The organism is Endozoicomonas sp. ALB115, from assembly GCF_049310245.1.
In the GTDB taxonomy this organism is placed as follows: Bacteria; Pseudomonadota; Gammaproteobacteria; order Pseudomonadales; family Endozoicomonadaceae; genus Endozoicomonas.
The window spans coordinates 41823-67047 of sequence record NZ_JBLYZG010000029.1 but is presented as its reverse complement, the minus strand read 5'-3'; the positions used below and the strand labels follow the sequence as shown (position 1 = coordinate 67047).

Sequence of the window (25225 nt, the reverse complement as noted above, 5' to 3'; positions counted from 1 at the left end):
ACATAGCTACGGCTATGCTCCCTACGTTGTGCCTTGCATAGTAACTGCCCACTTAGCCAGAAATATACGATTCCATTTGGCCAACTACTTATATGGGCTGTTTGTTAACAGAGAAAGAGTATGACAACAACAGGACAACAAAAGTGTATCAGTCTTTCTCTTCGGCTGCTCCGGCATGGCAAAGATTGCTGGCCTTGTCGTTTCTATGCAGGTGGTGCAAGAGTACCATAATTATCTCGGCCTTGGGCAGGCCTATAAGCAAGTAGTAACTTCAAAGGCGATAGTTATATACCCCAGGATTCTTCATGAAACCAATCCACAGAATCAACCGGAGATGGACTGCCCCATGTCAGGAACCAATCTTCACGATCTTCAGTTTCATATTCAGATCTATAAAAGGCCCGGAGTTCTTCCTCGTTATCCACAAGGATGGGTAATTGAGTCTGAGCACAATAGTTTTTCAAATTTGCCGACAGGGGAAGCTGATCAAAACCTCTATCTAACATCTGTCGTTGAATGACTCGACGACACTGGCTTTTCAGAGAAAAAAAAGTTTCTGGTAGTTCAGGCGATAAAAGATCCCCATACCTTTCTTTTAATAATGTTAATACCGTCTTGTAGTGAGAAACATCAATGCCTCGCAATGAGCAATACTTATCGACATCCTTAAACGACAAAAAGTTCTTCGGCATTTTGTCGTACAAATACCTGAGTACGGACTCATTCCCATACACAGCTGCAAACAAAAAAACCAGCCCTTCGTTTTGACAGGTCGCTTTTTCCCAGCCTTCACCCAGCAAAACTCGAATATACTGCAAGCACCCATTCTTGATGGCTATTATCAGCGGAAACCAGGCATTCATGTCGCATTGATCAACAGGAGCCCCATGTTCAATCAGCAACACCAGTAGATCGGGTCTCTCAGCACCATCATCATTAACCAGTATATTGAGGGCCGATAATTCGAACAGATTAACCAATGTCACATCTGCCTGATAATCAAGCAACAATCTGACAATATCCTCATTTTTTGTCTTGCAGGCTTTCATCAGGCTTGTCCAGCCATTCACATCCCGGGCATTAACGTCTGCCCCTGAACGCACTAGCAGATCTACAGCATCGGCATTACCCTCTTGTGCCGCCACATGCAAAGCATTCGAACCCAAAACCCTGTTAATCTCAACCGTCTCAACCTTGAGTATAATCCTGGCAAGCTCCAGAAAATTTCTTTCAATCGCCAGCATTAAAGGAGTACACCAACGACGCGAAGTTTTACTGATTACCTCCATATTAAAATCAAGAAGAGGCTCGTGGATTAGGGATTGGACCACTTCACTATCATTATTTTCGATAGCGGTGAGTAAACATTCGGCAGCATGACCTCCATCACTATTTAACTCAGACTCCCTGCCCCACTGCTTTGCCTCCCCCTGCGACAAAAGCGCTGGCATCCTCTTTTTGCCACACTTGGAAGGTTCATTATTTTCACAGGGGCAAATGGTCAAATCGGGTAAGGAAACCGACCTTCTGACCGGTTCACCAATCTCTGAAAAACGATTGCTCAAGCCAGGGCAGGTCGGGGTATTTTCCAGAGACCAAAGTGACCGGCTAAAACACGATAATGGTTTAGTATTTCTGGCTACAGGAGCTACAACCTGTGCATCCCCGGTATTGCTTTGATACCGCAAATAACTCCAGCCGGTTGTGCAAGAACTATCACTACTAATCACATGGACCACCGCATAGCGTAACTCTGACGGCAAACAGTCAGGAGCCTGTCAGTAGGACCAACTGTAGCGCATAGTTGCCGAAGAGTCAGAACCCGGTGCAACCGGCCGGAGGTTTCGACCCAGGGCCAGGGCATCGGCCAACTGGCTTTCAGAGCCATCAATAACCAGCTCCAACTCAATCGTTGAACCTGCCACCCGATGAACAGACACATCACGAATGGCGGTTATCCGCTCAAGGTATTTATTCAGGGCGGCATAATCGTCCAGACTGGCAACATTCTCAACCACCAGCAGAGTCTTGCCACTGGCATCGGAGACATTAATGGCATAGTGACGGGACAAGGTTGTGCCTACCAGATCAGCGGCCAGCTGTGTCAACGCAACAGCATCCAGGCCATTAACCGCCACAGACTGACTCATTCCCCGGAATATCAGCGTCAACCGACCATTGTAGCGTTCGTTTTGCGCCAGAGCGTCCGGTGACAGAGCACGGGACAAACGCCCGGTCAGAATCGATTCAGAACCATAACGCCGGGAAGCGTCCTGCAATTTGTGGGTAAAGCCGCCCCATACATCAACAGTTGAAATCGCCCCGGCATCTTCAAAGTCCATCAAAGGAAAGAGTACCGGCAAGCCCCGCCCCTGAAAGCTCTCGGCAAACACCGCGGGTAGTGTCCCTGAAGCATTGACGATTGAGCGCTGCCCACCGCTCTCCATCGCCAGCCACACCAGTGTCGATGGTCTGCTCTGTCCCCAGATGGCAACACCGGCACTGCGCAGCAGGCGGTTAATTGCCTGGTCATCAAATACCGCCTGCAAATACTGCTGACGGTTGAGGGAGGACGCCTGATCAGCAGAAGAGCTGCGGAAACCAAACTTGCGAATATAGGCTTCCGGCTTGGCCAGTGCACTTTTTACCACACTGTTGGCCAGTACCTCACGCTGTCCAGCCACTTTCACCAGCACCTCCGCCAGAGCCTGGGACATGGCATCCGCCCGCTCCTGATAACTTTGTCCGGACACTGGCACTTCCTGACTGTATAACCCTTTGACCAAGGCTGCATGGGTATTTTCAGGCAATATGGAAAATACCAGAAGACCCACCACCAGAGTGGCCGCCTTAACGGCTGAACGGGCTTCAGGGGCAGACAAGAAGGTCAGCGGACTGATCAGGTTTTGCAGGAGAGCGTTGCATCGCTTAGCCACAGGCATCAATAAAATCCTGTACATAAAAATCAAATGAACATCATTCTGCCATAAATCCGGCAAAAAATACTGCATTTGCCAACGTCTGGACAACTGCGGGCATTGAAAATGCACTATGGTAATCACTTCTAACCCTGAAATCAGATCCAAATTACCAAAAATTACCACCAGACATCAGCGACAATGCGGTAACAGCATTGCGATAAATACCGCAGCCTCCTAGAATAGCCGCCTTCATCCACCCAAACCGTGTTGGACTGAACACCGCCCCCGGTCAGTGAACAGTCCGGATTAAAACACTGTCGGCACCGCCGGTGGTAACAAGCTCTGGCAACAAGCGGATTGATATCAATGAACAAATCGGATTCCAGAACCTCCCTGAGTTACAAGGATGCAGGTGTCGATATCGACGCTGGCAACGCTCTGGTTGAGCGCATTAAACAGGTAGCAAAGGCCACCTCCCGCCCTGAGGTAATGGGTGGCCTGGGCGGTTTTGGAGCGCTGTGCCAACTGCCAGCCGGGTATAAAGAACCGGTTCTGGTTTCCGGCACCGATGGCGTGGGTACCAAACTGAAGCTGGCCATGGACCTGGGGATGCATGACCATATTGGCATCGATCTGGTGGCCATGTGCGTCAACGACCTGCTGGTTTGTGGTGCCGAACCGCTGTTCTTTCTGGACTATTACGCCACCGGCCAATTAAATGTCGATGTGGCTGAACGCGTGGTCACCGGGATTGGCAAAGGCTGTGAACAGTCTGGCTGCGCCCTGATCGGGGGTGAAACGGCGGAGATGCCCGGGATGTACCAGGGTGACGATTACGATCTGGCGGGTTTCTGTGTCGGCGTGGTTGAAAAGTCTGAAATCATTGATGGCAGCAACGTCTCCCCCGGTGACGTGTTAATCGGTTTGAAATCCAGCGGACCACACTCCAACGGTTACTCACTGATCCGCAAGGTTCTGGAAGTAGCCGGTTCAGACCTCAGCGCCCCGCTGGCAGGCAAGCCTCTGGCAGAACACCTGATGGCACCAACCCGCATTTACGTCAAATCACTGCTGCAGCTGCAAAAGGAACTGCCGATCCACGCCATGGCCCACATCACCGGGGGCGGCTTGCCAGAGAATCTGCCAAGGGTTATTCCCAAAGGCTGTCGTGCGGTGATCAACACACAGAGTTGGGAAATCCCGGCCGTCTTCCGTTTCCTGCAGGAAAAAGGCAATATTGAGACCTTTGAACTGTACCGTACCTTCAACTGTGGTATCGGTATGGTGCTCTGCATCCCACAAAACCATCGTGAGCAGGCAATCAGGCGTCTGGAAGCGCTGGGAGAAGAAAGCGTCATTATCGGCCATATTGAATCCGCAGACAGCGATGGCGATCCTGTGGTATTTCACTAACCGTCCTGACCAATATCTGGCCCGGGTGCCATGTCACTCTGGCCAACCGGATTCCAATCACAAAACCATTGAAAGCATTCAGGAAACAGCAGTGAGCGAGAAAAAGCGAGTTGTCGTTCTGTTATCAGGCAACGGCAGTAACCTTCAGGCACTTCTGGATCAAGAACATCACTACAGTTATCAAATTGTCGGGGTCGTCAGCAACGTACCAGAGGCTTACGGGCTGGAAAGGGCCAGACAGCACAAAGTGGCTGCCCTTGGCCTGGACTACAAAATCTTTTCCTCCCGGGGTGCCTTTGACCAGAGACTCGTCGAAGAGGTTAACCGCTTTGAGCCGGACCTGGTGGTACTGGCCGGATATATGAAAATTCTAAGCCCCGAGTTTGTGGAAAAATTCGCTGGCAGATTGATCAATGTTCACCCATCCCTGCTCCCGGAATACAAAGGTCTTGGCACCTATCGCCGGGTACTTGCGGATAAAAAAAACCGCCATGGCTGTACTGTTCACTTTGTCACACCAGAACTGGACAGCGGTGCCCATATCATTCAGGCTTCAATGAGTGTCGGGCCCGGCGATAATGAAGAGGGTCTGAAACAACGTGTCCAGGCCATGGAGCACCAGATTTACCCCCTGGCCGTACATCTGATCACCTCCGGCAGGCTGCAACTGAAGGGTGACAACGTGCTATTGGATGACCACCCTGTTGACCCACTGGGCTATCAACTGCAGGAAAACGCCCTGGAACTGGCATGATCAATCCGATTCATACGCTTTTTCATCGCCACACAGTGAGCATGAAAGATTCCATAACAACCCATCCCGGCAACTATGGCCCGGGCACTCTGAGAGCGGCACTTGCCCTGACCCTGGTGCTGGCGGGCAATACCGGCTTTGCTGCCTCCCAGACGAAAAAACCGGATAGCGCTTTCACGCTCAAGCCATACTCCGCAACCTATAAAGCATCCATCAAGGGGATGCCCTTTGGTGGCTCCGGCGAAAGATCCCTGAGACAAAATGCTGATGGCACCTGGACCCTTGAGTTCAGTGCCGATGCGGCATTTTTCGGGATGAAAGAGACCAGCCATTTTGCCAGTCAAGGTGTAAAACTGATCGCCAGCCAATACGTGCAACAAAGAACGGGGCTGGGCAACAAACCAACGGAATATGCCACCTTTGACTGGTCCAGCAATAAGGTCAACTGGCAACAGGGGGACCGGCAGTGGTCGATGGACCTGAAACCGGAAACCCTGGACAACCTGAGTTACCAGCTGAAACTGCGTATGGATCTGGCGGCTGCCCATGGCCAACCACTAAGCTATGACGTTGCCGATGACGATGAAGTCTATCAACGCCAATTCACCATCGAAGGTGAAGAGATATTAAAAACGGACCTTGGCAACCTGAAAACCGTCAGAGTCAAAATACACAGAGACAGTGATGAACGGGCCACCTGGATCTGGTTTGCCAAAAACCATGACTACTTTCTGGTAAAGCTGCTGCAGGAAGAAAAAGGCACGGCCTATACCATTGAGATCAAAGAGGCTGCCATTGACGGCAAGCCACTGAAAAAGAAACCAACCACCAAACTGTCAGAACGCCCCAAACATCCCTGATCACTACTTTTTTAATATCTGCAACCTGAAGGAGCCTGAAATGCGATTTCTTCACACCATGCTGCGTGTTGGTAACCTGGATCGATCCATCGAGTTTTATACGGAAATTCTCGGCATGAAACTGCTGAGAAAACACGACAACGAACAGTACCAGTACACCCTCGCTTTTGTTGGCTATGCCGATGAGTCTGAGCAGGCAGTGATTGAACTCACCTACAACTGGGGCACTGATCAGTACGATCTGGGCAACGCCTTTGGCCATGTTGCCCTGGGCGCTGATGATATTTATGCCACCTGTGATGCCATCCGTAAGGCCGGCGGCAAAATTACGCGGGAACCAGGCCCGGTGCTTGGGGGGACCACTGAAATAGCGTTTGTGGAAGATCCGGATGGTTACAAAATCGAGCTGATTCAAGCCAAAGCCGCGTCTGAAGGGCTTAACGGCTAAGAGGCTGGTCGAGAATAGTGCCCGCCCGTAGCGAGGACGGCAGTTTTTGAAACTTTTTAGAAAAAAGGAGGTCAAATAGTGAGGTGCAAATTTATAACAATAAAATTCTGATGGAGGAAAACACTATGGGGCCACTATCCACTTTTATAGATCGCACTTTTATAGATCGCTATTTATTTCCCCCTGAGTGCAAATCCTGTTGTCCGATTACTGCCGGTGTTTGTGCATTGGCAGGTGGTGCGGCCGGTGGGATCACTGCGTTGTTTGCTGGTGCTAAAACGATCGAGGCATTTGGTACCGGCTTCGGGCTGGGTGCGACAATCGGGCTCACCTCAGCCACCCCGATCGCCGCTGCATGCATTGCCTGTTGTCGCGATGACAATCCAGGGGACGACACTAATATCGCTGACAATCGTGACCGAAATCCACGCCCCCTTAACTCCAGAGTGGTCATCACTCATCAGCCGCACATGACTGTGAATGTGAATAAGTTGACTTCCGGCCTTGGCTTGAGATTCCATCTTAATTATTCGGGCAGAGCACATGCACTTGCCACACATCAGCTGAGTAGCGATTATTGCGGTGGATACTACGATGGTGGACATGGTGGATGCGACAGCAGTAGACATGGCGGATGCGACAGCAGTAGACATGGCGGATGCGACAGCAGTGGACATGGCGGATGCGACAGCGGTGGCGGTGATGGTGGCTGTGGTGGTGGTGGTGGTGGTGGTGGTGGTGAATAAAACCCGCGAAATTCCCAATCCATAGCGCATAGTGTCTGAGTGAATATGGGTGGGGCCGCCTAATGCATAGTTTCAATGAATTTGGCGAGTACAATCTCCGTTCACCCTGAGCGGAGTCGAAGGGTGCTTGCCACGATCTATCAGAGTCCGGAGCTTCCGTCCTTCGGCAGCCTCAGGACGAACGAAGTGCAGAGGCACGACAACCCATCAAATTCATTGGAATCATGTACCAGGTGGGGCCGCCAAGGTGGGGCCGCCAAGGTGGTGCCACTGGTGCCTTCCAGACAAACCATGCCCGACCGGTGCCACAAATATAATAATCTATTGATTTATATCACTTCATTGTAACATTTCAATATCTTATAAATGCCTTGCGATAAAACCCCAGCTCAAAATTAATACTTCTGCTTTAGTGTATTCGATTCGGCAATAACGTTTGCAGAGGACCCGGACGGCTACAAAATCCAGAAAAGCAATCACAGAACCGATAAACGACATGGATGCCATAATGCCCCGTCTTCACCACCTCATCTTATTGACTGCGTTATCTTCACCTCTGATCACCGGTTGCTCTTCCGGGCAGGCCAATAGCCATGCCGCCAATTACGTTACCAACGCGGCACTGAAGGAGCTTGGCCCTGCCGGTAATGCCATTGCCATGGACCGGGAAAAGGACGTCATTGCTTTTGAGGCACTGGTTCGCATCTTAATCAAGGAAGCCAGGGTGGCCTGGGGGGGATGAGAAAAAGGCCAGCAGTAAAGAGTATGTGAAATACACCAACCACTACCGAACCCGGGTATTTGTTGATTTTGACTCCGGTAAGGTTCATGTGGAAACCCTGGATCGCACGGAAAGCAGCTTCAACCCCTATGCCGTCAGCTCGTCAAATGCCTATGGCCTGATGCAGATCATACCCAAAACGGCAGGTCGGGATGTGTTTGACAAGGTTAAAAAACTGCCCGGCCAGCCCAGCAAAAACTGGCTCTTCCAGCCCAATAACAATATTGATACCGGAACAGCGTATCTGTCGCTGCTGGAAAATCATTACCTGAAGCAGATCCGTGATCCACTGTCACGGAAATATACGATCATCTCCGCCTATAATGGCGGCGCTGGTAACGTGTTCGCCACCTTTGACCGCAACAGCCGTGACCGCGCCATACAGAAAATCAATGGCCTGAAGCCAAACCAGGTATATTGGGCGCTGACACAGAAACACCCTCGAGGAGAAAGCAGGCGTTACCTGGAAAAAGTCTCTACCGCTCAGAAGGATTTTTATCAGGGAAATATTTAGGTTGCGTTTTTCGATAACCCCTAAGTAGCTGGCCATATGGAATCGAATATTTCTGGCTACTTATATGTTCACCTCGCTTGCTGACTCTGCCAGAGCTTTTCAGATAATTCAGCAACCGTCTCTCTACGACCAGAGACAACCCAGCCGGCCAATGCATCCGCTACATTGGGATATGGATTAGCCTCTTTACGCTGGGCGGTTTCTATAAAGTTCTTCAGATTTTCATAAGTCAGGCAATAGAACACTTCAGCCAGCTGTCGATTTTCAAGTGTATAGGCATTGGATAATTGTTCTATTTGTCCCTTGAGTGGTTTAGTCAGAATAGGTAATCCAATGTGCATGCATTCAGCGATAAGCGTAAATCCACAATTGCAAATCACCCCTCTGGATGACTGTAGACTTTCTTTAAAGCCTTTTACGCTCATTTGAAAAAACTCCGCATTACCAACAACCTCCGGTGCCCTGGGACCATAAATTTTAAAACGATATCCCGAAAATTTATTCAATAAATGAGCAACATTATCCTGATTTTCAAAGGGCAAATAGACAACAAGATGATTTTTATCCGGGCATGGTTGCATTGTTGTGTCGATGATCGGAGGCAAGATGGACTGATTGTTAAAATTAACCCAATGAAGCCCGATAGTTTCTGTGGCTGGAGCAAAGAGTTTCACCGCCAACCTTGAAATGGAAAATCTCCGCAATATGGGGACATCGAAATCAAACGAATACTGATGACCAAAGCCAACAACTGCCTTGTTAGCTAAATACCCAGCCCAGGCCGTGACCGGTTCAAAGTCAGAGATAATAAGGTCATAGTCCTTCACATTTAACGTCCAGACATCACGTATAAATCCAAAGCTGTCATGCATTAAATGTATGAATGTCTGAAAAAATTTCAAACGGCCATTTTCCGATATAACAGTAAATCCATTGCGGTGCAAATAATCACCAAACACCTCCATATCATTAAGTTTATTCTTCTGACGACCTGAAACAAGATATTGAACTTTGGCTCCACGATCGGCCAATGCTTTGGCAAGAAGACGAGAGCGTGTCAAATGACCATTACCCATTCCCTGGATACCGAATAAAATTTTCACCTCTGTCGGTTGTTCTTCACCATCGTACAGCTGTCTAATAGCCTCTTCATAATCAGATTCAGGTAAATTGTGCCGGGATAGATAATCGGAGCAACCGGACCGACGTTGTTCAATGGCATCATAGTGTGACAAAAAGGTTTTAAGTGCGTCATCTGATACAGGAAAAACAAGACGATTGATCGACAGGTGATCAGCTGTTAAATGTTGGTTAAAGTATTCAACCAAATTGTCCGTAAGAACCGTTTTAATGTGTTGATACCTGGGCGAATAAGCCCGACATATCCGATTCCATAGTTTAACAGCGTTACTTTGAGTTTCGTTACGCTGATAACTATCAAACTCTGGGCGCAATGCATTAATTGCTAATGTATTCATGGTAAATTCTCAGTAAATTTTGTGATAATTGGACTATAAATACATGCGACGCATATTCTGTAATCTTGAAATGATGTAATTATATTGAGGATCATGTATATGACACCTTCAGGAGTTCAATGCTTTTGTAATAACCTTTTCCCATCGAAGGACGAATTAAAACAGCATATAAAAGAAAAGCATCTACTACCTGCATTTAGCTGTAAATCAGTTTCGTTTTTTGAAAAAGACAAAGAAATTCCTGACAGCTCCACCTCTTTGGAATATACCAATACACTTGAAATGGCCAAAAGAATGTGTATTGAATTAATGGATTCTGAGCCAAAAGATACTGACATCTCCCTTGATCATATACGACGATGCACCCGTTTAATTCAAAGAGAAATCAGCACTATCAAATTAAAAAATAACTACTCGTCTTATTCAGTAGTAATGAGATCGCTATTACGTGGACAAAACCCTGAAATTTTCAGTCTTTTAAAATTTTATTCGATCAACATCCATGATGTTGTAGTAATTGCTTTTAATGGAAGCAGTATGCACTGTACTACAACCGCTTATTCCGATATTGATTTATATATAATTACAAAAAACACCAAGCCGGTTAAACGATTTCACGACTTTAGCCTGGATACAAAAAGATTATCAAAAAAATATCTGCCAGAATTTCGCGGTACGTGCCACAGGTTTGAAAAAAATACAGAAAAAGATATCGATATCATAATATGCTCTTTGCCTGTATTTATTTGGCAGTGCTTGAACTATAACCCTGCCGCTCTGGATTTACTGCATATTAGTGACGAGTTGATTTTATATGAGGGAAGTGATGGCTTTTTTTCAGAATTAAGAGAAAATAAAGATACATTTTACACAAATTTTTTATCCTACACTGGATTTGCAAAGGATCAAATTAAAAAACTGAAAGCTATCAATCCTGAAGAATTGACCCCTGATAAAGATCGACTGGATCAGTTATCTGACCTTCTTGAAACACTGAAAATGAACATTGCTGACAGACTTGAAGATATTTTGGAAAACATCGACGACATTGATGAATTAATTACCCGCAACACCGATAAAAGCCTGATCTATTCAATAGCAGGTTTACAATTTGATGCAGGAATTAAAGTCAAAAGGGTCATCAGACCATTAGAAAACCAGTTAAAAAAGATTAAAGAGGGTGCAACAAATAGTAAACAGTTATCGACAGTTATTCGCCTGATAACTCAGATCAAAGAGCTATACACTAATGGTCATTTTGAATACCCACTACCAAACAGTACTCTTATGATGAATTTAAAATCAGAAGCAAGCAGTGATGAAGATACTAAAAAAGTGGATGAGATGATAAACGAATTCCTGTCCCAACATAAAGAATGGTCAAAGAACAGTCGATTTGCAGATAGAGGGGATAAGGATTTCTGGAAAAAATGGCTAAAGGAAAAAAGTATTGATGAAGAAAAATAAGTAATAGCCAGCACAACAGTGACAACGTTTATGAAACACTTGGGGTAATTTGGGCGTTTTAGAAAAATATTCGGTTAACCCTGATCACATATATAAACATCACCCGCATTACTTTCACAATTTAACACCTGACGCCCCCAATGAACATATTGATTCTGTACATTTACAACACTATCCCCCAAATTAGTTCTTCCACATGCATTGACAAGCAAACTATCAACTTTAACATTTATATCTCCCATATTGGTATGAAGCCTTCCTCCGGATTTAATTCTGTAGCTACGATGGGTAACAATATCTCCCATATTAGTATGTAATTGCATTCCGCCAACAAATGACTCCGGGATTCTCAGCTGAACATTTTCATTACAATGGAGGCTCAGATTATTATTTCTGAGATTTGGTGCTCTGGATGATATAACTGACACCTGATGCTGGTTTACGGGGCATTGTCCTTTGATAAGGATATCTCCCTGATTGGTATGTATATCAATAAAATCAACATTATCTTCTCTAAACTCATATTCGCTGACAGGGGCTCTTTGACGGCCCGGAGTTGTAACCGTTACATTGTGACCAGACACAACCTCACCATTATGAATAACAAGATTTGAACCTCGAATCTGTCTTCCATTAAGATTGATACCATCTCCGGCTACTACATGGAGAAGATTACCGGCTGATCGGATGCTCATACCAATGTCAGGAAAAGAGTTCACAGAGTAAGGGCCTGAAGCTTGAAAGTTGAAGGCTCTATTGCCAAAGGAAGAGGAAATATGACCCGATTCTGAAGATGGCAAAGAATTTACATTGTCATAGCCTCCAGTATTCTCCACCATTTCATTTTGCCTGACTGGCTGGCAGGTTCTATCCGTACTTGGCGAGGCACTGGAATTAATCAGTTGTATCGCGTCATTCTGCGCCTTACCTCTACGCTTATCGATACTTGTGACGGTAGATGGAACATCGTTAAAAAGGCCTACACTTTCCTCTATTTGATTATTAATTATACGATCTTGACATTTTAAGTCATCTTGAATTGAGCCCTTAAACTCTAACCTGTGGATTGGACATTTTTTGGGATCAGGAAGTGACAGGTAGCAATCTGCGCATAAAACTTTATCACAGCAACGAGTAGACAGTGGTTTTTCATATACATCCTGACATGACAGGCATTCAAGCTTTGAAAGAAACTTTACAGCAGCAGCTTTTTCTGACCCATCTTCTGCAGATGTTAATGATTTTCGATTACCCTTTAACGACAAATAGTCAATTGTTGTCGTCTGGCTTGCACCGGCAATATTCATAGCTCTGAAACCTCTGATCCTGTTTGCTTCCTCAGACCATCAAAATTTGCTTTTTATCCCCGTCACACGAGTAAAAGACAAAGATTCAGAGGATTTGTATGCAGAAGAAAACGGATAAAACCGGGTTCCACGAAATGCGAGGCCAGATAGGAACAGAGGTATGATCATTGACAAAATCACCAACACTTCCGGAACACCAGGACTTCTATACCCTGTTCACGACAGATGGCCTTTAAACACCCGCAGCATTTGCGGATCAGTAATCGGAAACGACACAGAGACAAACCGCTCTTTAAAGTCATCCTCAGCCAAAAGAGACGCGAACAACCGCGCAATATCAGCTGCATCATGGCCAAAGATCCCACAGCCCCAGGCTCCAAGAATCAAATGTTTCACACCATTATTGGCAGCGACGGCCAGGATCTTTCTGGCACGGTTATACATTGTCTGCTGGAGAGTCTTTTGCTTGATTCCTTTGCAATAAGGCAGGTCCACTGCCGCAGCGGTGATAAACGAGATCAGGTAAGGTTCTTCCGGATTGCCGTTGTCATCTTTAAAGACTGGAACATCCGGTGAATACAAGATCGTATCAGAATAAAGTCCTCGATTGGTGTATTGATATTGGTTGTTATAAGCATACATCTGCTTTCCTGTGTCACTGTCCAGAGAAGCAAACAGTGCAGAGGCTCTTGCCAGGCTATCTTCCTGGGTGTTGGTCCCTTCCCGGAACATCCCCCCGGGCTGAACAGCAGAGGCAAAATTCAGGCAAGCCACGTGGTCTTTGCCTTCCTCCCTGACAAGCCGGTGACACGCTGCCAGAGAGGTTTCCCTGATAACCTGGATATCAGTATCGGGAAAGAAGAAACCTGCGCGGGGCTGAAGGGTAATGGCGTCGTTGGGAGCATAGAACCGGGTATTGTCAATACACCGGTCAATGATTGCTTTAAGATCTATTGTTTTGCCATGTAATCTGATCGCTTGATCGTTCAATATATCTACTGTATTCGTTGCTATTTCTCTGAACTTTGCCTGCTCTGGATTCATGGCGCATCGTTTAGGCGATGATGCCACTGTCCTGATGCTAATGGGTTTTCCTGAACGACCTGAAAGCACCTTGGCTGAGGAGGCTAACGCTCCGGCAGCGCGGAGTTTCTGCTGTTTACTCCGGCAAGATTGAGGCACTTTTACAGCAGGCTGACTGGTCACCGGTGGCATTTTATACGACCTCATTGTATAACCGATTACCCAGTATGGCCTGCTTTTTCAATTTCACAGATTTAATTATTAAAAATGAGATATCAATGAGCTATCAATGAGGTAGCGGAAATATTTTTTGGAGATCTGGCTTTCATGAACAGGCTCATCACATCCAGGAATACCTGTTTTTCACCCTTGAATGTTATCAGTTCATATTTCAGAAAATTATCCATGTTTATCATTGGATCAAAACAGAATTCAACGCCTTTACCAAGACAATAGCTTAAAGCACTGAAGACTCTCTGATCCTCAATATTTGCCTGAACTTTCGTATTAAAATCACCACTGGACGGCAAGTCCAATCTGTTTTCTCCCGGTAGCAGAATTTCCATCTTAACTCCTTTATCTTCAGGTAAAAGATACACGGAAAATAGATGTTCACTCCTCAGGGAAATACTCATCCTGGTTGTAGAGTAATCCGCTAATCTGGCACACTCAGCATGTGAAAGTTCTTTTCTGCGAAGCGAACGGATAAGTAAGTCGACTTCCTTTTGCATGGTAGTGCCATGCATAATGCCTGCTTTAAATGTAACTGCATTTTTTCTACAGGTAACCCCGTCTATTGCCCCCTCTGGAATATGCAAAAATAGATCCGTTGACTCCCTCTTGCCTCCGTAGCCTATCGAGACATTGTACGCTCCCCCCTCCCGCTTAACAACGGTTCTATCCTCAAACCATTCAGGCTCTAATTCATCGACATGTTTTTCTAATTTATCCAAAAATTCAGATCTTTCTTTTGTCCACTGTTGCGCTAATAGCTCTTGTTGCTTTTGTAATCCCTTAATTTCATTAGGTACTTCAAAATCACCATGAGACTGGAAAAGACGGCTTATCTGCTCTTTAATGTCTTCAGCCCCTGCCACTCTATTCGCTTTAAACAACCTGGTTAATGAAGCCGATACCGCCTCTCTCTTCTCTTTGGGCACAGATTCAATCACATAAACAATTCGTTCAAAATTTGTTTTTTTTGGTTTGCGATCACTGGCAACACTGGCGAGAATTTCCAGCGTACTCACTTTTTTAGGATTCACCTGATTAATTGAGTCTTTAACTGGCTCAAGTTGTTTTGTAACAAGCCTGCCAAAAGCTGACACGACCTCTTGAACACCTGCCTCGCCCGGACTTTCTGCAACAGGATCTCCCTTACAACCAGCACATTCTGTTGTTGCACCTTCAGCAAATCTCTGACTTGATAGATGAGATACAGAAGCATCATACATAATATAAACACCTAAATTAGTTATAAAAGGTTATAGACAACCTCTTCAACCAAAAGTTCAAGATCAAGGTAAAAGGCGTTGTGATCTCACAGTAGGGTGTAAACCCGGCTTCCCGACTGGTCGGACAAGCTCAATAGGAAGTAAACAGAAAAAACTTCTCCATCCTTAACCGGCTGGGACAATGGGAAACTTGAGTAATTATTAGTACTTATTTGATGCGTAAACCCTGTCTTTTCAGCAGTTCTTCCACAATTTTGGGAACGCCTTTACCATGATTGGTAGAAGAAACAAAACTCAGTCGTTTCCGGTCAAGCTTGCCATTCTTCTGGAGGTTCGGTAGCTTCAGCAGAGCATCCACGTCCCCGGCTTTGGGAAAACCATAAGCATGACAGATAGAAGAAATGGATTTAACAACTGGAGAAAGTGCAATTGCTTTGATATCACAGTCGTCAGTACTCAAAAACTGGTTAATTTTTCGCTTCGTTTTTTGGGTCCCTTCTCCGCACAATAGCATGCTGGTAATCGTACCTGTATTCTTAACAGCATCGTTCAAATGACTAAAATAAATACCTAGCTTAGAGAACAGTTGCATCTTCGACTCATTCGGGCAGGAATGAATCAGTTTATCTAACGTGGGTTTGATGATGATGTTTCTTTTCCGGCAAAGGACCTTCAGTTGTTCTAAAGCGTTAATCGACGGATTGTGCTGGTGCTCATTTTCATGCTCTGCTCGTCCTCTTTTTGATTTCTCATCCACTGATGAACCGGCAATTTGAGACACTTTTCTCTTTAAGAGTGCTACCTCTGGAGAGGGTCCGGAGGTATCAATGGGCGGGAGGGTCAGTTCAACAGGTTCTTGTATTGATAAGTCCCGACCTGAATAGCGAGACCTCGATGGTGTGGTGCTATCAGTCACAAGAGGTAATTCTGCGAAATTTGTACCTCCCGTCGTCTGCATTAATTTATGATAAGTTCGGAACATTATCTGTAAATCTTCTTCATTAAACGACGATATTAGAATAAATATTAAGCCTGGGACAGAAGCATTCCCAAGAGGCTGTCCGAGAATAGCTGAGCAAGATGAACACTGCTGAGGGTAGTTTAGTTGAAAATAAACTGTTGCCCTGTTTTGATCAGTTCAGCCCAACAGGGCCGAACAGCCTGGTAAAAGGTGGATTAATACAATAATACTGATAATGGCCTGCACCCGAAATGCAGGCCTGTCATTTTCAGTCTAATTTTCGTCCTTTATTCGCCGCAATCCTTAACCGCAATGCATTCAGCTTAATAAACCCTTCAGCATCCCCCTGGTTGTAGGCTCCGGCATCGTCCTCAAAGGTCGCGATAGTTTCGTCAAACAGCGAGTCATCAGAACGTCTGCCAACCACCGTGACATTGCCCTTATACAATTTCAGGCGAACTTCACCATTCACGGGCTCCTGGCTTTCATCAATCATCTTCTGGAGCATTTCCCGCTCCGGTGACCACCAGTAGCCGTTGTAGATCAGTTTGGCATAGCGCGGCATCAGCTCATCTTTCAGGTGGGCCACTTCCCGGTCCAGGGTAATGGATTCAATGGCCCGGTGCGCTTTAAGCATAATGGTGCCTCCGGGCGTTTCATAGCAGCCCCGGGACTTCATGCCCACATAGCGGTTCTCAACAATGTCCAGACGGCCAATGCCATTTTCACCACCAATCCGATTCAGGAAGGCAAGCACTCGGGCTGGCGTCATTGCCTCCCCATCGATGGCAACAATATCCCCCTTGTGATAGCTCAGATTCAGATAGGTCGGCACATCCGGGGCGGATTCAGGCGCTACCGACCAGCGCCACATCTCTTCTTCCGGCTCCGCCCATGGGTCTTCCAGAATGCCGCCCTCGTAGGAGATATGCAGCAGGTTGGCATCCATGGAGTAAGGCGATTTGCCTTTCTTGCGCTCCACCGCAATACCGTGCTCATCGCAGTAAGCCAGCAGTTTTTCCCGTGAGTTCAGGTCCCACTCACGCCAGGGCGCAATCACCTGAACCCCCGGTTTCAGTGCATAAGCACCCAGCTCGAATCGCACCTGGTCATTCCCTTTACCGGTGGCACCGTGGGCAATGGCATCGGCACCGGTTTCATTGGCAATCTCAATCAGGCGCTTGGAAATCAGTGGTCTGGCAATGGAGGTTCCCAGCAGGTATTCACCCTCGTAAATGGTATTGGCACGGAACATGGGAAAGACAAAGTCACGGACAAACTCTTCGCGCAGATCATCGATATAGATCTGTTTAATGCCAAGGGCTTCTGCCTTGGCCCGGGCTGGCTCTACCTCTTCACCCTGCCCCAGGTCCGCGGTAAAGGTAACCACTTCACACTGATAGGTGTCTTCCAGCCATTTTGCGATCACTGAGGTGTCCAGGCCGCCGGAATAGGCCAGAACCACTTTATTAATTTTTTTCATTGCTCAACTCCAACGACATACCGCAACAGGAATCTGTCAACAGTGAAGGATAAATATTCTTTTTTTGTGAATAATAATTCATAAATAGCGCTTCGCCAAGACGCTTTCATCATTATTTGGCCTAAGCCGGAGTCAGTGTAGATAAAGCCCGGGAATCATAACATCAAAAGGCCAGAAATACGGGTTAAAGCGCTGCTTTTATGCCTCTTTTCTCAGGCCCCTACTATCAACATGGCCTTTTTTTCGCTAGGATGCCCATCCGGTTCGATCATATATAACCGGAACAGGTACCTTCCAAAATGAGCCAATTACTGACCATTACCCGCCCTGATGACTGGCACCTCCACCTTCGTGATGGCAATGTTCTGACGGAAACGGTGGCAGCCACCGCCAGAACCTTTGGCCGGGCGATCATTATGCCCAACCTGGTACCACCGGTAACGGATGCCGATCTGGCCAGCCAGTACAAGGCGCGTATTCTCGAACAGGTATCTGCTGATTCGGCATTTCAACCATTAATGACGTTGTATCTGACCGATAAAACGTCCCCTGAAACTATCCTGAATGCCCATCAACGGGGTGATGTGGTGGCACTGAAACTCTATCCTGCCGGCGCAACCACCCATTCTGATGCCGGCGTGACAAACCTCGAGAACATTTACGACGCTTTGGAAACCATGGCGGAGTGTGGACTGCCATTGCTGGTGCATGGTGAAGTTACCGATGCCGACATCGATATCTTTGACCGGGAAAAGACCTTTATTGACCGCCACCTGGTTAAACTGGTAGAACGCTTCCCGACCCTGAAGATCATCATGGAACACATCACCACGGCTGATGCTGCCCGGTTCGTCAATGAAGGGGGAGAAAACCTGGGGGCTACCATTACCGCCCATCATTTGTTGTATAATCGCAACCACATGCTGGTTGGTGGTATCAAACCCCATTATTACTGCCTGCCAATTCTCAAGAGAAACCGGCATCAGCAGGCGCTGCTGGAAGCCGCAGTAAGCGGCAATCGTCGCTTTTTCCTGGGAACCGACTCTGCTCCCCATGCCATTGGTGCCAAAGAGTCCCCCTGTGGATGTGCAGGTTGCTACACAGCACCGGCAGCCATTGAACTCTATGCCGAGGCCTTTGACATGATGGGCGCTCTGGATAAACTGGAAGCCTTTGCCAGTTTCAATGGCCCCGATTTCTATGGCCTGCCCAGAAACCAGGACACCATTACCCTGGTGAAAGAGGACTGGGTCATGCCAGAATCCATTGCCTTCGGTGATAACCGGGTGAAACCTCTGAGAGCCGGAGAAACCGTATCCTGGCGGCTCAAATCATAGCCATTGGCTAAAGCAGCCGTGAGCCGAGGAAAAATCCCACTCTTGCTGCCCTAATAACCTGGTGGCAACCTGCGGTATTTTTTGACAGTTAATGAGTAAGGAGAAGCCTTTGAGGGCCGATGACAGCCACTCCATGGCCAACAGATTCCGCGGCTTTCTGCCTGTGGTAATCGATGTGGAAACCGGCGGCTTCAATGCCGCTACAGATGCACTGCTGGAAATTGCAGCCACCGTGATTGAAATGGATGAGCACGGTTTTATCCACCCGGGCCCATCGGAGTCGTACCATATCAAGCCATTCGAAGGTGCCAATATTGAGCAGGCCGCTATCGACTTTATTGGTATTAACCCCTTTCACCCGCTGCGCATTGCCATGGCGGAAGAGGAGGCCATCAACAAGATTTTCCGTTCCGTCCGTAAGGCGGTAAAAAGCCAGGGATGCAACAGGGCGGTACTGGTTGGACACAATGCGTCGTTCGACCTGGGGTTTGTCATGGCAGCGGCTGAGCGCTGTGATGTGAAACGGAATCCCTTCCATCCGTTCTCCTGCTTTGATACCGCTACGCTGGCTGGTCTGGCCTATGGACAAACAGTGCTGGCCAAAGCCTGTGTCGAAGCGGATATTGATTTTGATAAATCAGAGGCTCACTCAGCCCGTTACGATACGGAAAAAACCGCTGAGCTGTTCTGCACCATTGTGAACCGCTGGAAAGACCTGGGCGGCTGGCTCTGATAGCAACCCCGGCTGGCTTTTTCATGAAAAGCCAGCCCCCCTGATTATCTCCCTTCCCTCCTATTACCCTGCTCAAGATCCAGCAGATACCTCTTCATCTCAACCCCATAGGCATAACCGGTCAGTTTACCGTTTTTTCCGATCACCCTGTGGCAGGGCACAATGATCGCCACCGGGTTGGCACCATTGGCGGCTCCCACGGCCCTGACCGCTTTAGGCCGACGGATGCTGCTGGCAATATCCTGGTAGGAACAGCTCTTGCCATAGCCAATCTGCTGTAACGCACTCCATACCTGCTGCTGAAAGTCGGTACCACGAAGATCCAGCGCCACTGTGAAGCGGGTCAACTCTCCGCGAAAGTAGGACTCCAACTCATCTCTGGCCTGAGCCAGATGACCATTAATAGCCTGTTGCACGGCAACCGATGTATGTTCAGCCGTGCTGGCTTCAGCCTGCAAGCCATGATTATTGGTACGTTTCACAGAAACAACGCCATCAGCAGAGGCCATAACGTTGAGACGCCCGACAGGTGACTCCACCCACTGACAACCGACCAGATTCTCTTTATGCATAGCGTACATAGGCGCATCACCAATTTCAGTGTATTTTGGACCAGGGTAAAATCGTGCATCCTTCAAGTAGCCAGAAACATTTGCTGCACCATTTGCTGCACCATTTGCTGCACCATTTGCTGCACTATGCCCCGCTACTGTAGATTATGAGATTGATAAATTATCATAAAAAGCAACTGAGTCATCTGGCTTTAAACAATACACGACAACAAAAAATGATGTCGGTACAAAACACACCATTTCGATGAAACAAACAGGGCGATGCAGAAGGAAAAGCAACGCTCAGATCAAACTACTATCAATTTAGCGGTACCGAATAATAAAGCAAGAGGATTAGCCATGGACCCGGTCAATAAACCAACCTCTCCCTCACCACAGAAATTTCTACCCAACAAAGACAACGTCCGGGCAGCCAGTGCCGGGAAGTTATTTCATGGAAGGAAAACCGCTATTTGGCAAAGCGTCCGGACTCTTTTCAATAAACTTATTTTCTGGCTTGAAAAACCATTAAAAACCAGAACCATCAAAGTTCATGTCGCGAAGAGTAATGCTTTATCAGCGACCGAATTTAATAAACACTGTTCGGAACTTTTGCTGGCGATGATTGATGGAGACAACAGACGGCTGCCGCAGTTACTGGACGAAATCAGATTGAGCATCCCCACGGCCATCCCGGGTAAACAGCAACAGGAAATTGAGAGTTCAGAGATCATAGATCTGTTTGGAAAATGGTCTGAACAATGTACCAAACCTGCACTTGCACAATCACTGCGAAGGGATCTGCTTAACCCGGAATCCAACATAAGAAAGATATGGACGTCACAACGAGTACTTACGATGGAACCAAAAGACTTTTCACCTAAAACCTTTCAACGCCTCAATGATCTCGAAGGGCTCATGGGACAATTGGCAATAGCATTATTCCCTGAAGAAATTGAACAACTAATGCAGGATGTTGAATCCTGTGAAAGCAAGATAACATCCTCGCGTTTCTTGCAAAGATTTGCAGCAAATATCACCACTTGATAGACGAAGGTGGTCAGCGTCGAAAGAATTTAAAAAAATCACTATTATCACCCCGGGGGCAGGAGTATAGTCGTCGCCATAAGAATAGTTATCCATGTCGGTAGAGAGGGACCCCCATGAAAAGAATTCTGATTCCTGTTACCAATCACGCAACGCTGGGTACTACTGATCAGGCCAACGGTACATACTCGCCCGAGTTAACCCATGCCTTACAGGTATTTATGGAGCATGGTTGCACCTACGATATCACCTCCATTCATGGTGGTCAGGCACCACTGTATGGAACCGATATTGATGGTGATGAGATCAATAGTCGTGTTCTGGGTAATGAAGAATTCCAGAACCGTATCAACAACACAATCCCGGCCTCAGACATTAACATTGATGATTACGACGCGGTCTTCTATCCGGGAGGTTTTGGCCTGCTGTCTGATTTGTCGTCAAATGAGACGGTGGCCAGGTTAAGTGCCAGTCACTATGAAAAAGGTGGGATTCTGGCTGCGGTTTGTCACGGACCTGCGGCGTTATTACCGATTACACTGAGTTCAGGTGAGAAGTTACTGACCACCAAATCGGTCACTGGCTTTACCCGTGAAGAAGAAATTGATTTCGGCACCATCAATGACATCCCATTCCTTCTTGAGGAATCTCTCGCTCGCAATGCCGTCCGCTACAACAAAGTTCAGCCATGGCAGGAGCTGGTGATCGAAGATGATCGCGTGATCACCGGGCAGAATCCGGCGAGTGCTCATGCAGTGGCTGTTGCGGTGATCCGGTTGTTAAGTCGTTAACTAACTACTCAGGTGCAAACTGCAGACATTGATGTTCAGGACGGTAACCTTCAGAATGCTTGCCGGATTACGCTTAATCAAGCAGGCTATCCAGCCAGTGTCTTACGTTTGAAGCACTGATTTTACTGTCCTGGCCATTACCTGTCTCACAGTGCGATTTTTGATCGAGGTCTTCTGGCAAAAGCACTCTTCTTCAGCTTTTGCCCCATTCATCTAATACATATTTTAATGGAGTAAACCGTGGATACTTTAAACCAATCCCAAAACACCAATCGACAAATCCTGCTGGCGTCCAGACCCTCGGGGGCACCAACAGTTGAAAACTTTAAGTTAGTCAGCAGTAGCAAACCTGAGCCGGCTGAGGGCGAAGTATTGTTGCGAACGGTCTATCTGTCTCTCGACCCTTATATGCGTGGACGGATGAATGATGCCAAGTCGTACGCCGATCCGGTGGCTATTAATGAGGTGATGGTTGGGGGCAGTGTTTGTCGCGTCGAGCTTTCCAGGAATGCCAATTTTGCCGTGGGTGACTGGGTGGTTGCTGGTGGCGGCTGGCAGGATTTCAGCGTGTCCAATGGCGCTGACCTGGTCAAAATTGACAGTACGCTGGTCAAGCCTTCGTATGGCCTGGGTGTGCTGGGTATGCCGGGGCTGACAGCCTATATGGGCTTACTGGATATTGGCCAGCCTGAAGCGGGTGAAACCGTAGTGGTGGCAGCTGCCACAGGTGCTGTGGGCAGCCTTGTCGGTCAGATTGCCAAAATAAAAGGATGTAAGGTGGTCGGTATTGCTGGTGGCGCTGAAAAGTGTGACTACGCAGTTAAGAAATTGGGCTTTGACGCTTGCCTTGATCATTATTCAGAAGATTTACCAGCACAGCTGGCCAATGCCTGTGCAGACGGTATTGATGTTTATTTTGAGAATGTCGGTGGGCGTGTCTTTGATGCTGTTATGCCGCTGCTTAATCCTTCCGCCCGAGTTCCCTTATGTGGCCTGATTTCCCAATACAATGCCACTGCCTTACCGGAGGGGCCAGACCGGATGTCCGCACTGATGGGTACGCTGTTAGTCAAGCGCGTTAAAATGCAGGGTTTCATTGTATTTGACGACTATGGCCACCGGTATCCCGAGTTTTTCGCTGCTATGCAACAGTGGCTGTCTCAGGGACAAATCCATTACAAAGAGCATCTGGTGGACGGCCTGGAAAACTCGGTTGAAGCCTTTATTGGTCTTCTTGAAGGCAAGAACTTTGGCAAGCTTGTAGTTCGTGTCGGTCCCGACAACCTGGCTTAACAGGGGTTTTCCATGATTACTGTACATCACTTGAATGCATCCCGTTCGACCCGTGTGATCTGGCTTTTGGAAGAACTGCAAATGCCATATCAGTTAGTGCATTATCAACGGGATGAGAGTACCCGTTTAGCGCCTGCCAGCCTTGGAAAAATTCACCCCCTCAATAAAGCTCCGGTGATTGAGGACGGTGACGTGGTGATGTGTGAGTCCGGTGCCGTAATGGAGTACATTCTCGATCAGGACACCGAAAAGAGACTGCGCCCGGACGCTGGCACGCCCGGCTATTACCGCTACCTGGAGTGGCTGCATTTTGCCGAAGGTTCTCTGAGCCTGCCTCTGATTGCCAATCTGCTACTGCAGATGGAGCAAAGAGACGGTACCCAACCGCTGGACGGTTACCTTGCTAAAGAACTTGCCCTGGATTTTTCGTATATCGAATCCACCCTGGCGAATTCACCCTATTTCGCGGGCGATACCTTTAGCGCGGCGGATATTATGATGACCTTTATGCTTGAGATTGCCCAATCTCAAGGCGTGCTGGAAGGACGCACTAATACTCTGGCTTACCTTGAGCGCATGCACCAGCGAAGTGCTTATCAAAAAGCCAGAAGCTTTGGATAGCTATGATACTGAGTCAGTTTGAAAACCAGGAGGCTGACCGAGAATAGACTGCCCTACTGCGGTGGCAGCAAATTGGTCTAAAAAGTCGGAAATTTTTAGCAAATAGAACCACTATTCACTAAAAATTTCCGACTTTTTATCCTCAATTTTCTGCCATCCTCGCTACGGGGTCGCCTACACGGGCGCTATTCTCGGTCAGCCTCCCAGGCGTTAATACCCGTTCATCCTGAGCTGTCGAAGGATAGTGCCACCGTACTTCGACAAGCTAAGAAACAGAGACCGATGAAAGCTCATTATTTTTTGTTTTATCCAATTCTTTTTGAAAGGCAGTCGCTTGCCTGGCAGCAATTCTTGCTTGCTCTCTATCACCGGTTTTTTTGAAAACGTGATAGTAACTCTTCTGGTAAACCCTCTGGTATGCCCTCTGGTAAGCCCTGCGTTTCTCGGATTTCGCATAAGCCCGTCGGACAGCCTTCCCTTTTTCGGACTGATTGTAAATCTTATTATTAATCTTCTGGGCAGCCCTACGCTTTTCGGACCGTTCGTAAGCCTTTCGGGTAGCCTTCCCTTTTTCGGAATGTACATAAGCCTTCTGGGAAGCCTTCCGTTTTTCGGACCGTTTGCGAGTTTGCCGACACACCCGTTCTTTATCTGGCTCACGGCAAGCTTTCCGTTTTTTGGACTGGGCATCAGCCTTCTGGTACGTCTTATCATGAGATATCGTCACAGACTCACCAGAGCCGGAAGTAGAAGCTTTAACATCCGACTCATTTACTGCAGTGCCTTTCAGTGTTGAAGCAGGTGGGGTGTGATTAGCATTGATAGAATATAAGTGAGCATTCGCTTCATCTCTCATACTCCAAACCCGATCAATTCTTCCTTCAGATGGAGCGGTAAGGATTTTAGTATTTTGGTCGGCTTGCCGGTATGCTCCAAGTCTGTGTGATAAGTCTATCGGTTCACCCTGTTCAGATTCTTGAAGATAAATAGCCCTGTCTGGCACTTTTTTAAAATGAACATCCCTGACCGGGTTATTGAAGCTTGCACCACATGGCACCAAAATACCTAAATATCTGACTGGTACAGTTTGTTCAACCTGCAGTCCAAATGCTAAACCTCTGTGCTGCGGCCAGCCATAAAAAACCAATCCATTGTTCGATATAACAGGCTCGTACGCTTTGTGAAACTCCAAACGCAGAAAGTGTGAGTTAAAATATGGATCAGTCATTGAATAATTGAATA

Annotated in this window: 26 protein-coding genes; 15 read left to right on the top strand and 11 right to left on the bottom strand. The window is 47.2% G+C overall.

Going from position 1 to position 25225, the window contains the following annotated elements; genetic code table 11:
• Window positions 1-284 precede the first annotated feature (284 nt).
• The gene (locus ACO6VE_RS14065; RefSeq protein ID WP_422451014.1) at window positions 285-1451 is read right to left on the bottom strand and encodes an ankyrin repeat domain-containing protein; all 1167 of its coding nucleotides are present in this window, start codon (window positions 1449-1451) and stop codon (window positions 285-287) included.
• A gap of 46 nt (window positions 1452-1497) precedes the next feature.
• On the opposite strand from ACO6VE_RS14065, the gene ACO6VE_RS14060 reads away from it, so the two are divergent.
• On the top strand, window positions 1498-1680 hold the full coding sequence (locus ACO6VE_RS14060) for a hypothetical protein (RefSeq protein ID WP_422451012.1): 183 nt from the start codon (window positions 1498-1500) through the stop codon (window positions 1678-1680).
• A 98-nt stretch (window positions 1681-1778) separates the two neighbouring features.
• Here the strand turns inward: ACO6VE_RS14060 and ACO6VE_RS14055 are convergent, their stop codons facing one another.
• Window positions 1779-2942, bottom strand: a complete 1164-nt coding sequence (locus ACO6VE_RS14055; protein ID WP_422451010.1) for a DUF2066 domain-containing protein — start codon at window positions 2940-2942, stop codon at window positions 1779-1781.
• A gap of 345 nt (window positions 2943-3287) precedes the next feature.
• Between ACO6VE_RS14055 and purM the strand changes: the two genes are divergently transcribed.
• The 4 genes from purM to gloA are packed head-to-tail and all read left to right on the top strand — an operon-like array spanning window position 3288 to window position 6396.
• Window positions 3288-4334 (top strand): phosphoribosylformylglycinamidine cyclo-ligase, encoded by a 1047-nt coding sequence (gene purM, locus ACO6VE_RS14050; RefSeq protein ID WP_422461875.1) that lies wholly within the window; start codon window positions 3288-3290, stop codon window positions 4332-4334.
• Complete coding sequence (gene purN / locus ACO6VE_RS14045; RefSeq protein ID WP_422451007.1) at window positions 4309-5088, top strand: phosphoribosylglycinamide formyltransferase; 780 nt, start codon at window positions 4309-4311, stop codon at window positions 5086-5088. The genes purM and purN overlap by 26 nt, the downstream gene beginning before the upstream one ends.
• On the top strand, window positions 5085-5948 hold the full coding sequence (locus ACO6VE_RS14040) for a DUF3108 domain-containing protein (RefSeq protein WP_422451005.1): 864 nt from the start codon (window positions 5085-5087) through the stop codon (window positions 5946-5948). The genes purN and ACO6VE_RS14040 overlap by 4 nt, the downstream gene beginning before the upstream one ends.
• Before the next feature lie 40 nt (window positions 5949-5988).
• The gene (gene gloA, locus ACO6VE_RS14035) at window positions 5989-6396 is read left to right on the top strand and encodes a lactoylglutathione lyase (RefSeq protein WP_163372178.1); all 408 of its coding nucleotides are present in this window, start codon (window positions 5989-5991) and stop codon (window positions 6394-6396) included.
• A 332-nt stretch (window positions 6397-6728) separates the two neighbouring features.
• Here the strand turns inward: gloA and ACO6VE_RS14030 are convergent, their stop codons facing one another.
• The gene (locus ACO6VE_RS14030; protein WP_422461873.1) at window positions 6729-7001 is read right to left on the bottom strand and encodes a hypothetical protein; all 273 of its coding nucleotides are present in this window, start codon (window positions 6999-7001) and stop codon (window positions 6729-6731) included.
• Here ACO6VE_RS14030 and ACO6VE_RS14025 point away from each other — a divergent pair.
• The 3 genes from ACO6VE_RS14025 (at window position 6991) to ACO6VE_RS14015 (ending at window position 8437) form a co-directional block, all read left to right on the top strand.
• Entirely contained in the window at window positions 6991-7167 is a 177-nt protein-coding gene (locus tag ACO6VE_RS14025; protein WP_422461872.1) for a hypothetical protein, read from the top strand. The two genes, ACO6VE_RS14030 and ACO6VE_RS14025, sit on opposite strands and share 11 nt — an antisense overlap.
• Before the next feature lie 483 nt (window positions 7168-7650).
• On the top strand, window positions 7651-7884 hold the full coding sequence (locus ACO6VE_RS14020) for a hypothetical protein (protein ID WP_422451000.1): 234 nt from the start codon (window positions 7651-7653) through the stop codon (window positions 7882-7884).
• A gap of 25 nt (window positions 7885-7909) precedes the next feature.
• Complete coding sequence (locus ACO6VE_RS14015; protein WP_422450998.1) at window positions 7910-8437, top strand: murein transglycosylase domain-containing protein; 528 nt, start codon at window positions 7910-7912, stop codon at window positions 8435-8437.
• Between the two features lie 68 nt (window positions 8438-8505).
• Here the strand turns inward: ACO6VE_RS14015 and ACO6VE_RS14010 are convergent, their stop codons facing one another.
• A complete protein-coding gene (locus ACO6VE_RS14010) occupies window positions 8506-9915 on the bottom strand; it encodes a glycosyltransferase family protein (RefSeq protein WP_422450996.1) in 1410 nt (469 codons plus the stop codon).
• A gap of 99 nt (window positions 9916-10014) precedes the next feature.
• On the opposite strand from ACO6VE_RS14010, the gene ACO6VE_RS14005 reads away from it, so the two are divergent.
• On the top strand, window positions 10015-11382 hold the full coding sequence (locus ACO6VE_RS14005) for a hypothetical protein (protein ID WP_422450994.1): 1368 nt from the start codon (window positions 10015-10017) through the stop codon (window positions 11380-11382).
• A 74-nt stretch (window positions 11383-11456) separates the two neighbouring features.
• Here the strand turns inward: ACO6VE_RS14005 and ACO6VE_RS14000 are convergent, their stop codons facing one another.
• From ACO6VE_RS14000 to ACO6VE_RS13980, 5 genes are all read right to left on the bottom strand, one after another.
• Entirely contained in the window at window positions 11457-12689 is a 1233-nt protein-coding gene (locus ACO6VE_RS14000) for a hypothetical protein (protein ID WP_422450992.1), read from the bottom strand.
• Window positions 12690-12905: 216 nt separating this feature from the next.
• Window positions 12906-13760 carry a TIGR02452 family protein gene (locus tag ACO6VE_RS13995; protein ID WP_422461870.1) on the bottom strand — a complete coding sequence of 285 codons (855 nt, stop codon included), beginning with the start codon at window positions 13758-13760 and terminating at the stop codon, window positions 12906-12908.
• Window positions 13761-13987: 227 nt separating this feature from the next.
• Window positions 13988-15166 (bottom strand): hypothetical protein, encoded by a 1179-nt coding sequence (locus ACO6VE_RS13990; protein ID WP_422450991.1) that lies wholly within the window; start codon window positions 15164-15166, stop codon window positions 13988-13990.
• A gap of 208 nt (window positions 15167-15374) precedes the next feature.
• On the bottom strand, window positions 15375-16082 hold the full coding sequence (locus tag ACO6VE_RS13985; RefSeq protein WP_422450989.1) for a hypothetical protein: 708 nt from the start codon (window positions 16080-16082) through the stop codon (window positions 15375-15377).
• 313 nt (window positions 16083-16395) lie between these two features.
• The gene (locus ACO6VE_RS13980) at window positions 16396-17610 is read right to left on the bottom strand and encodes an argininosuccinate synthase (RefSeq protein ID WP_422461868.1); all 1215 of its coding nucleotides are present in this window, start codon (window positions 17608-17610) and stop codon (window positions 16396-16398) included.
• 299 nt (window positions 17611-17909) lie between these two features.
• Between ACO6VE_RS13980 and pyrC the strand changes: the two genes are divergently transcribed.
• Window positions 17910-18947 carry a dihydroorotase gene (gene pyrC / locus ACO6VE_RS13975; RefSeq protein ID WP_422461867.1) on the top strand — a complete coding sequence of 346 codons (1038 nt, stop codon included), beginning with the start codon at window positions 17910-17912 and terminating at the stop codon, window positions 18945-18947.
• Window positions 18948-19080: 133 nt separating this feature from the next.
• Window positions 19081-19680, top strand: coding sequence for a ribonuclease T (gene rnt, locus ACO6VE_RS13970; RefSeq protein WP_209278595.1), 600 nt, complete (start codon window positions 19081-19083; stop codon window positions 19678-19680).
• Between the two features lie 44 nt (window positions 19681-19724).
• On the opposite strand, the gene ACO6VE_RS13965 is transcribed toward rnt, so the two are convergent.
• Window positions 19725-20261 carry a methylated-DNA--[protein]-cysteine S-methyltransferase gene (locus ACO6VE_RS13965; protein WP_422461865.1) on the bottom strand — a complete coding sequence of 179 codons (537 nt, stop codon included), beginning with the start codon at window positions 20259-20261 and terminating at the stop codon, window positions 19725-19727.
• Between the two features lie 252 nt (window positions 20262-20513).
• Here ACO6VE_RS13965 and ACO6VE_RS13960 point away from each other — a divergent pair, with 252 nt between their 5' ends.
• The 4 genes from ACO6VE_RS13960 (at window position 20514) to ACO6VE_RS13945 (ending at window position 23983) form a co-directional block, all read left to right on the top strand.
• On the top strand, window positions 20514-21278 hold the full coding sequence (locus ACO6VE_RS13960) for a hypothetical protein (protein WP_422461863.1): 765 nt from the start codon (window positions 20514-20516) through the stop codon (window positions 21276-21278).
• A gap of 116 nt (window positions 21279-21394) precedes the next feature.
• Entirely contained in the window at window positions 21395-22069 is a 675-nt protein-coding gene (locus tag ACO6VE_RS13955; protein ID WP_422450980.1) for a type 1 glutamine amidotransferase domain-containing protein, read from the top strand.
• 240 nt (window positions 22070-22309) lie between these two features.
• Window positions 22310-23362 (top strand): NADP-dependent oxidoreductase, encoded by a 1053-nt coding sequence (locus ACO6VE_RS13950; RefSeq protein ID WP_422450979.1) that lies wholly within the window; start codon window positions 22310-22312, stop codon window positions 23360-23362.
• Between the two features lie 12 nt (window positions 23363-23374).
• Window positions 23375-23983, top strand: a complete 609-nt coding sequence (locus ACO6VE_RS13945) for a glutathione S-transferase family protein (protein ID WP_422450977.1) — start codon at window positions 23375-23377, stop codon at window positions 23981-23983.
• A 265-nt stretch (window positions 23984-24248) separates the two neighbouring features.
• Here the strand turns inward: ACO6VE_RS13945 and ACO6VE_RS13940 are convergent, their stop codons facing one another.
• Entirely contained in the window at window positions 24249-25211 is a 963-nt protein-coding gene (locus ACO6VE_RS13940) for a hypothetical protein (RefSeq protein ID WP_422450976.1), read from the bottom strand.
• Window positions 25212-25225: the final 14 nt, after the last annotated feature.

What these genes read in the sequence shown, in the direction of transcription:
- ACO6VE_RS14060 (WP_422451012.1), top strand. Translation starts at nt 1,498, where the DNA reads ATGGTCAAATCGGGTAAGGAAACCGACCTTCTGACCGGTTCACCAATC.
- ACO6VE_RS14065 (WP_422451014.1), bottom strand. Translation starts at nt 1,451, where the DNA reads ATGCCAGCGCTTTTGTCGCAGGGGGAGGCAAAGCAGTGGGGCAGGGAG.
- ACO6VE_RS13990 (WP_422450991.1), bottom strand. Translation starts at nt 15,166, where the DNA reads ATGTATGATGCTTCTGTATCTCATCTATCAAGTCAGAGATTTGCTGAA.
- ACO6VE_RS14055 (WP_422451010.1), bottom strand. Translation starts at nt 2,942, where the DNA reads ATGCCTGTGGCTAAGCGATGCAACGCTCTCCTGCAAAACCTGATCAGT.
- ACO6VE_RS14010 (WP_422450996.1), bottom strand. Translation starts at nt 9,915, where the DNA reads ATGAATACATTAGCAATTAATGCATTGCGCCCAGAGTTTGATAGTTAT.
- ACO6VE_RS13965 (WP_422461865.1), bottom strand. Translation starts at nt 20,261, where the DNA reads ATGTACGCTATGCATAAAGAGAATCTGGTCGGTTGTCAGTGGGTGGAG.
- ACO6VE_RS13945 (WP_422450977.1), top strand. Translation starts at nt 23,375, where the DNA reads ATGATTACTGTACATCACTTGAATGCATCCCGTTCGACCCGTGTGATC.
- ACO6VE_RS13940 (WP_422450976.1), bottom strand. Translation starts at nt 25,211, where the DNA reads ATGACTGATCCATATTTTAACTCACACTTTCTGCGTTTGGAGTTTCAC.
- ACO6VE_RS13955 (WP_422450980.1), top strand. Translation starts at nt 21,395, where the DNA reads ATGAAAAGAATTCTGATTCCTGTTACCAATCACGCAACGCTGGGTACT.
- ACO6VE_RS13960 (WP_422461863.1), top strand. Translation starts at nt 20,514, where the DNA reads ATGCAGAAGGAAAAGCAACGCTCAGATCAAACTACTATCAATTTAGCG.
- purM (WP_422461875.1), top strand. Translation starts at nt 3,288, where the DNA reads ATGAACAAATCGGATTCCAGAACCTCCCTGAGTTACAAGGATGCAGGT.
- purN (WP_422451007.1), top strand. Translation starts at nt 4,309, where the DNA reads ATGGCGATCCTGTGGTATTTCACTAACCGTCCTGACCAATATCTGGCC.
- ACO6VE_RS14030 (WP_422461873.1), bottom strand. Translation starts at nt 7,001, where the DNA reads ATGTCCACCATCGTAGTATCCACCGCAATAATCGCTACTCAGCTGATG.
- gloA (WP_163372178.1), top strand. Translation starts at nt 5,989, where the DNA reads ATGCGATTTCTTCACACCATGCTGCGTGTTGGTAACCTGGATCGATCC.
- ACO6VE_RS14040 (WP_422451005.1), top strand. Translation starts at nt 5,085, where the DNA reads ATGATCAATCCGATTCATACGCTTTTTCATCGCCACACAGTGAGCATG.
- ACO6VE_RS14005 (WP_422450994.1), top strand. Translation starts at nt 10,015, where the DNA reads ATGACACCTTCAGGAGTTCAATGCTTTTGTAATAACCTTTTCCCATCG.
- ACO6VE_RS14020 (WP_422451000.1), top strand. Translation starts at nt 7,651, where the DNA reads ATGCCCCGTCTTCACCACCTCATCTTATTGACTGCGTTATCTTCACCT.
- pyrC (WP_422461867.1), top strand. Translation starts at nt 17,910, where the DNA reads ATGAGCCAATTACTGACCATTACCCGCCCTGATGACTGGCACCTCCAC.
- ACO6VE_RS13980 (WP_422461868.1), bottom strand. Translation starts at nt 17,610, where the DNA reads ATGAAAAAAATTAATAAAGTGGTTCTGGCCTATTCCGGCGGCCTGGAC.
- ACO6VE_RS14025 (WP_422461872.1), top strand. Translation starts at nt 6,991, where the DNA reads ATGGTGGACATGGTGGATGCGACAGCAGTAGACATGGCGGATGCGACA.
- rnt (WP_209278595.1), top strand. Translation starts at nt 19,081, where the DNA reads ATGGCCAACAGATTCCGCGGCTTTCTGCCTGTGGTAATCGATGTGGAA.
- ACO6VE_RS14000 (WP_422450992.1), bottom strand. Translation starts at nt 12,689, where the DNA reads ATGAATATTGCCGGTGCAAGCCAGACGACAACAATTGACTATTTGTCG.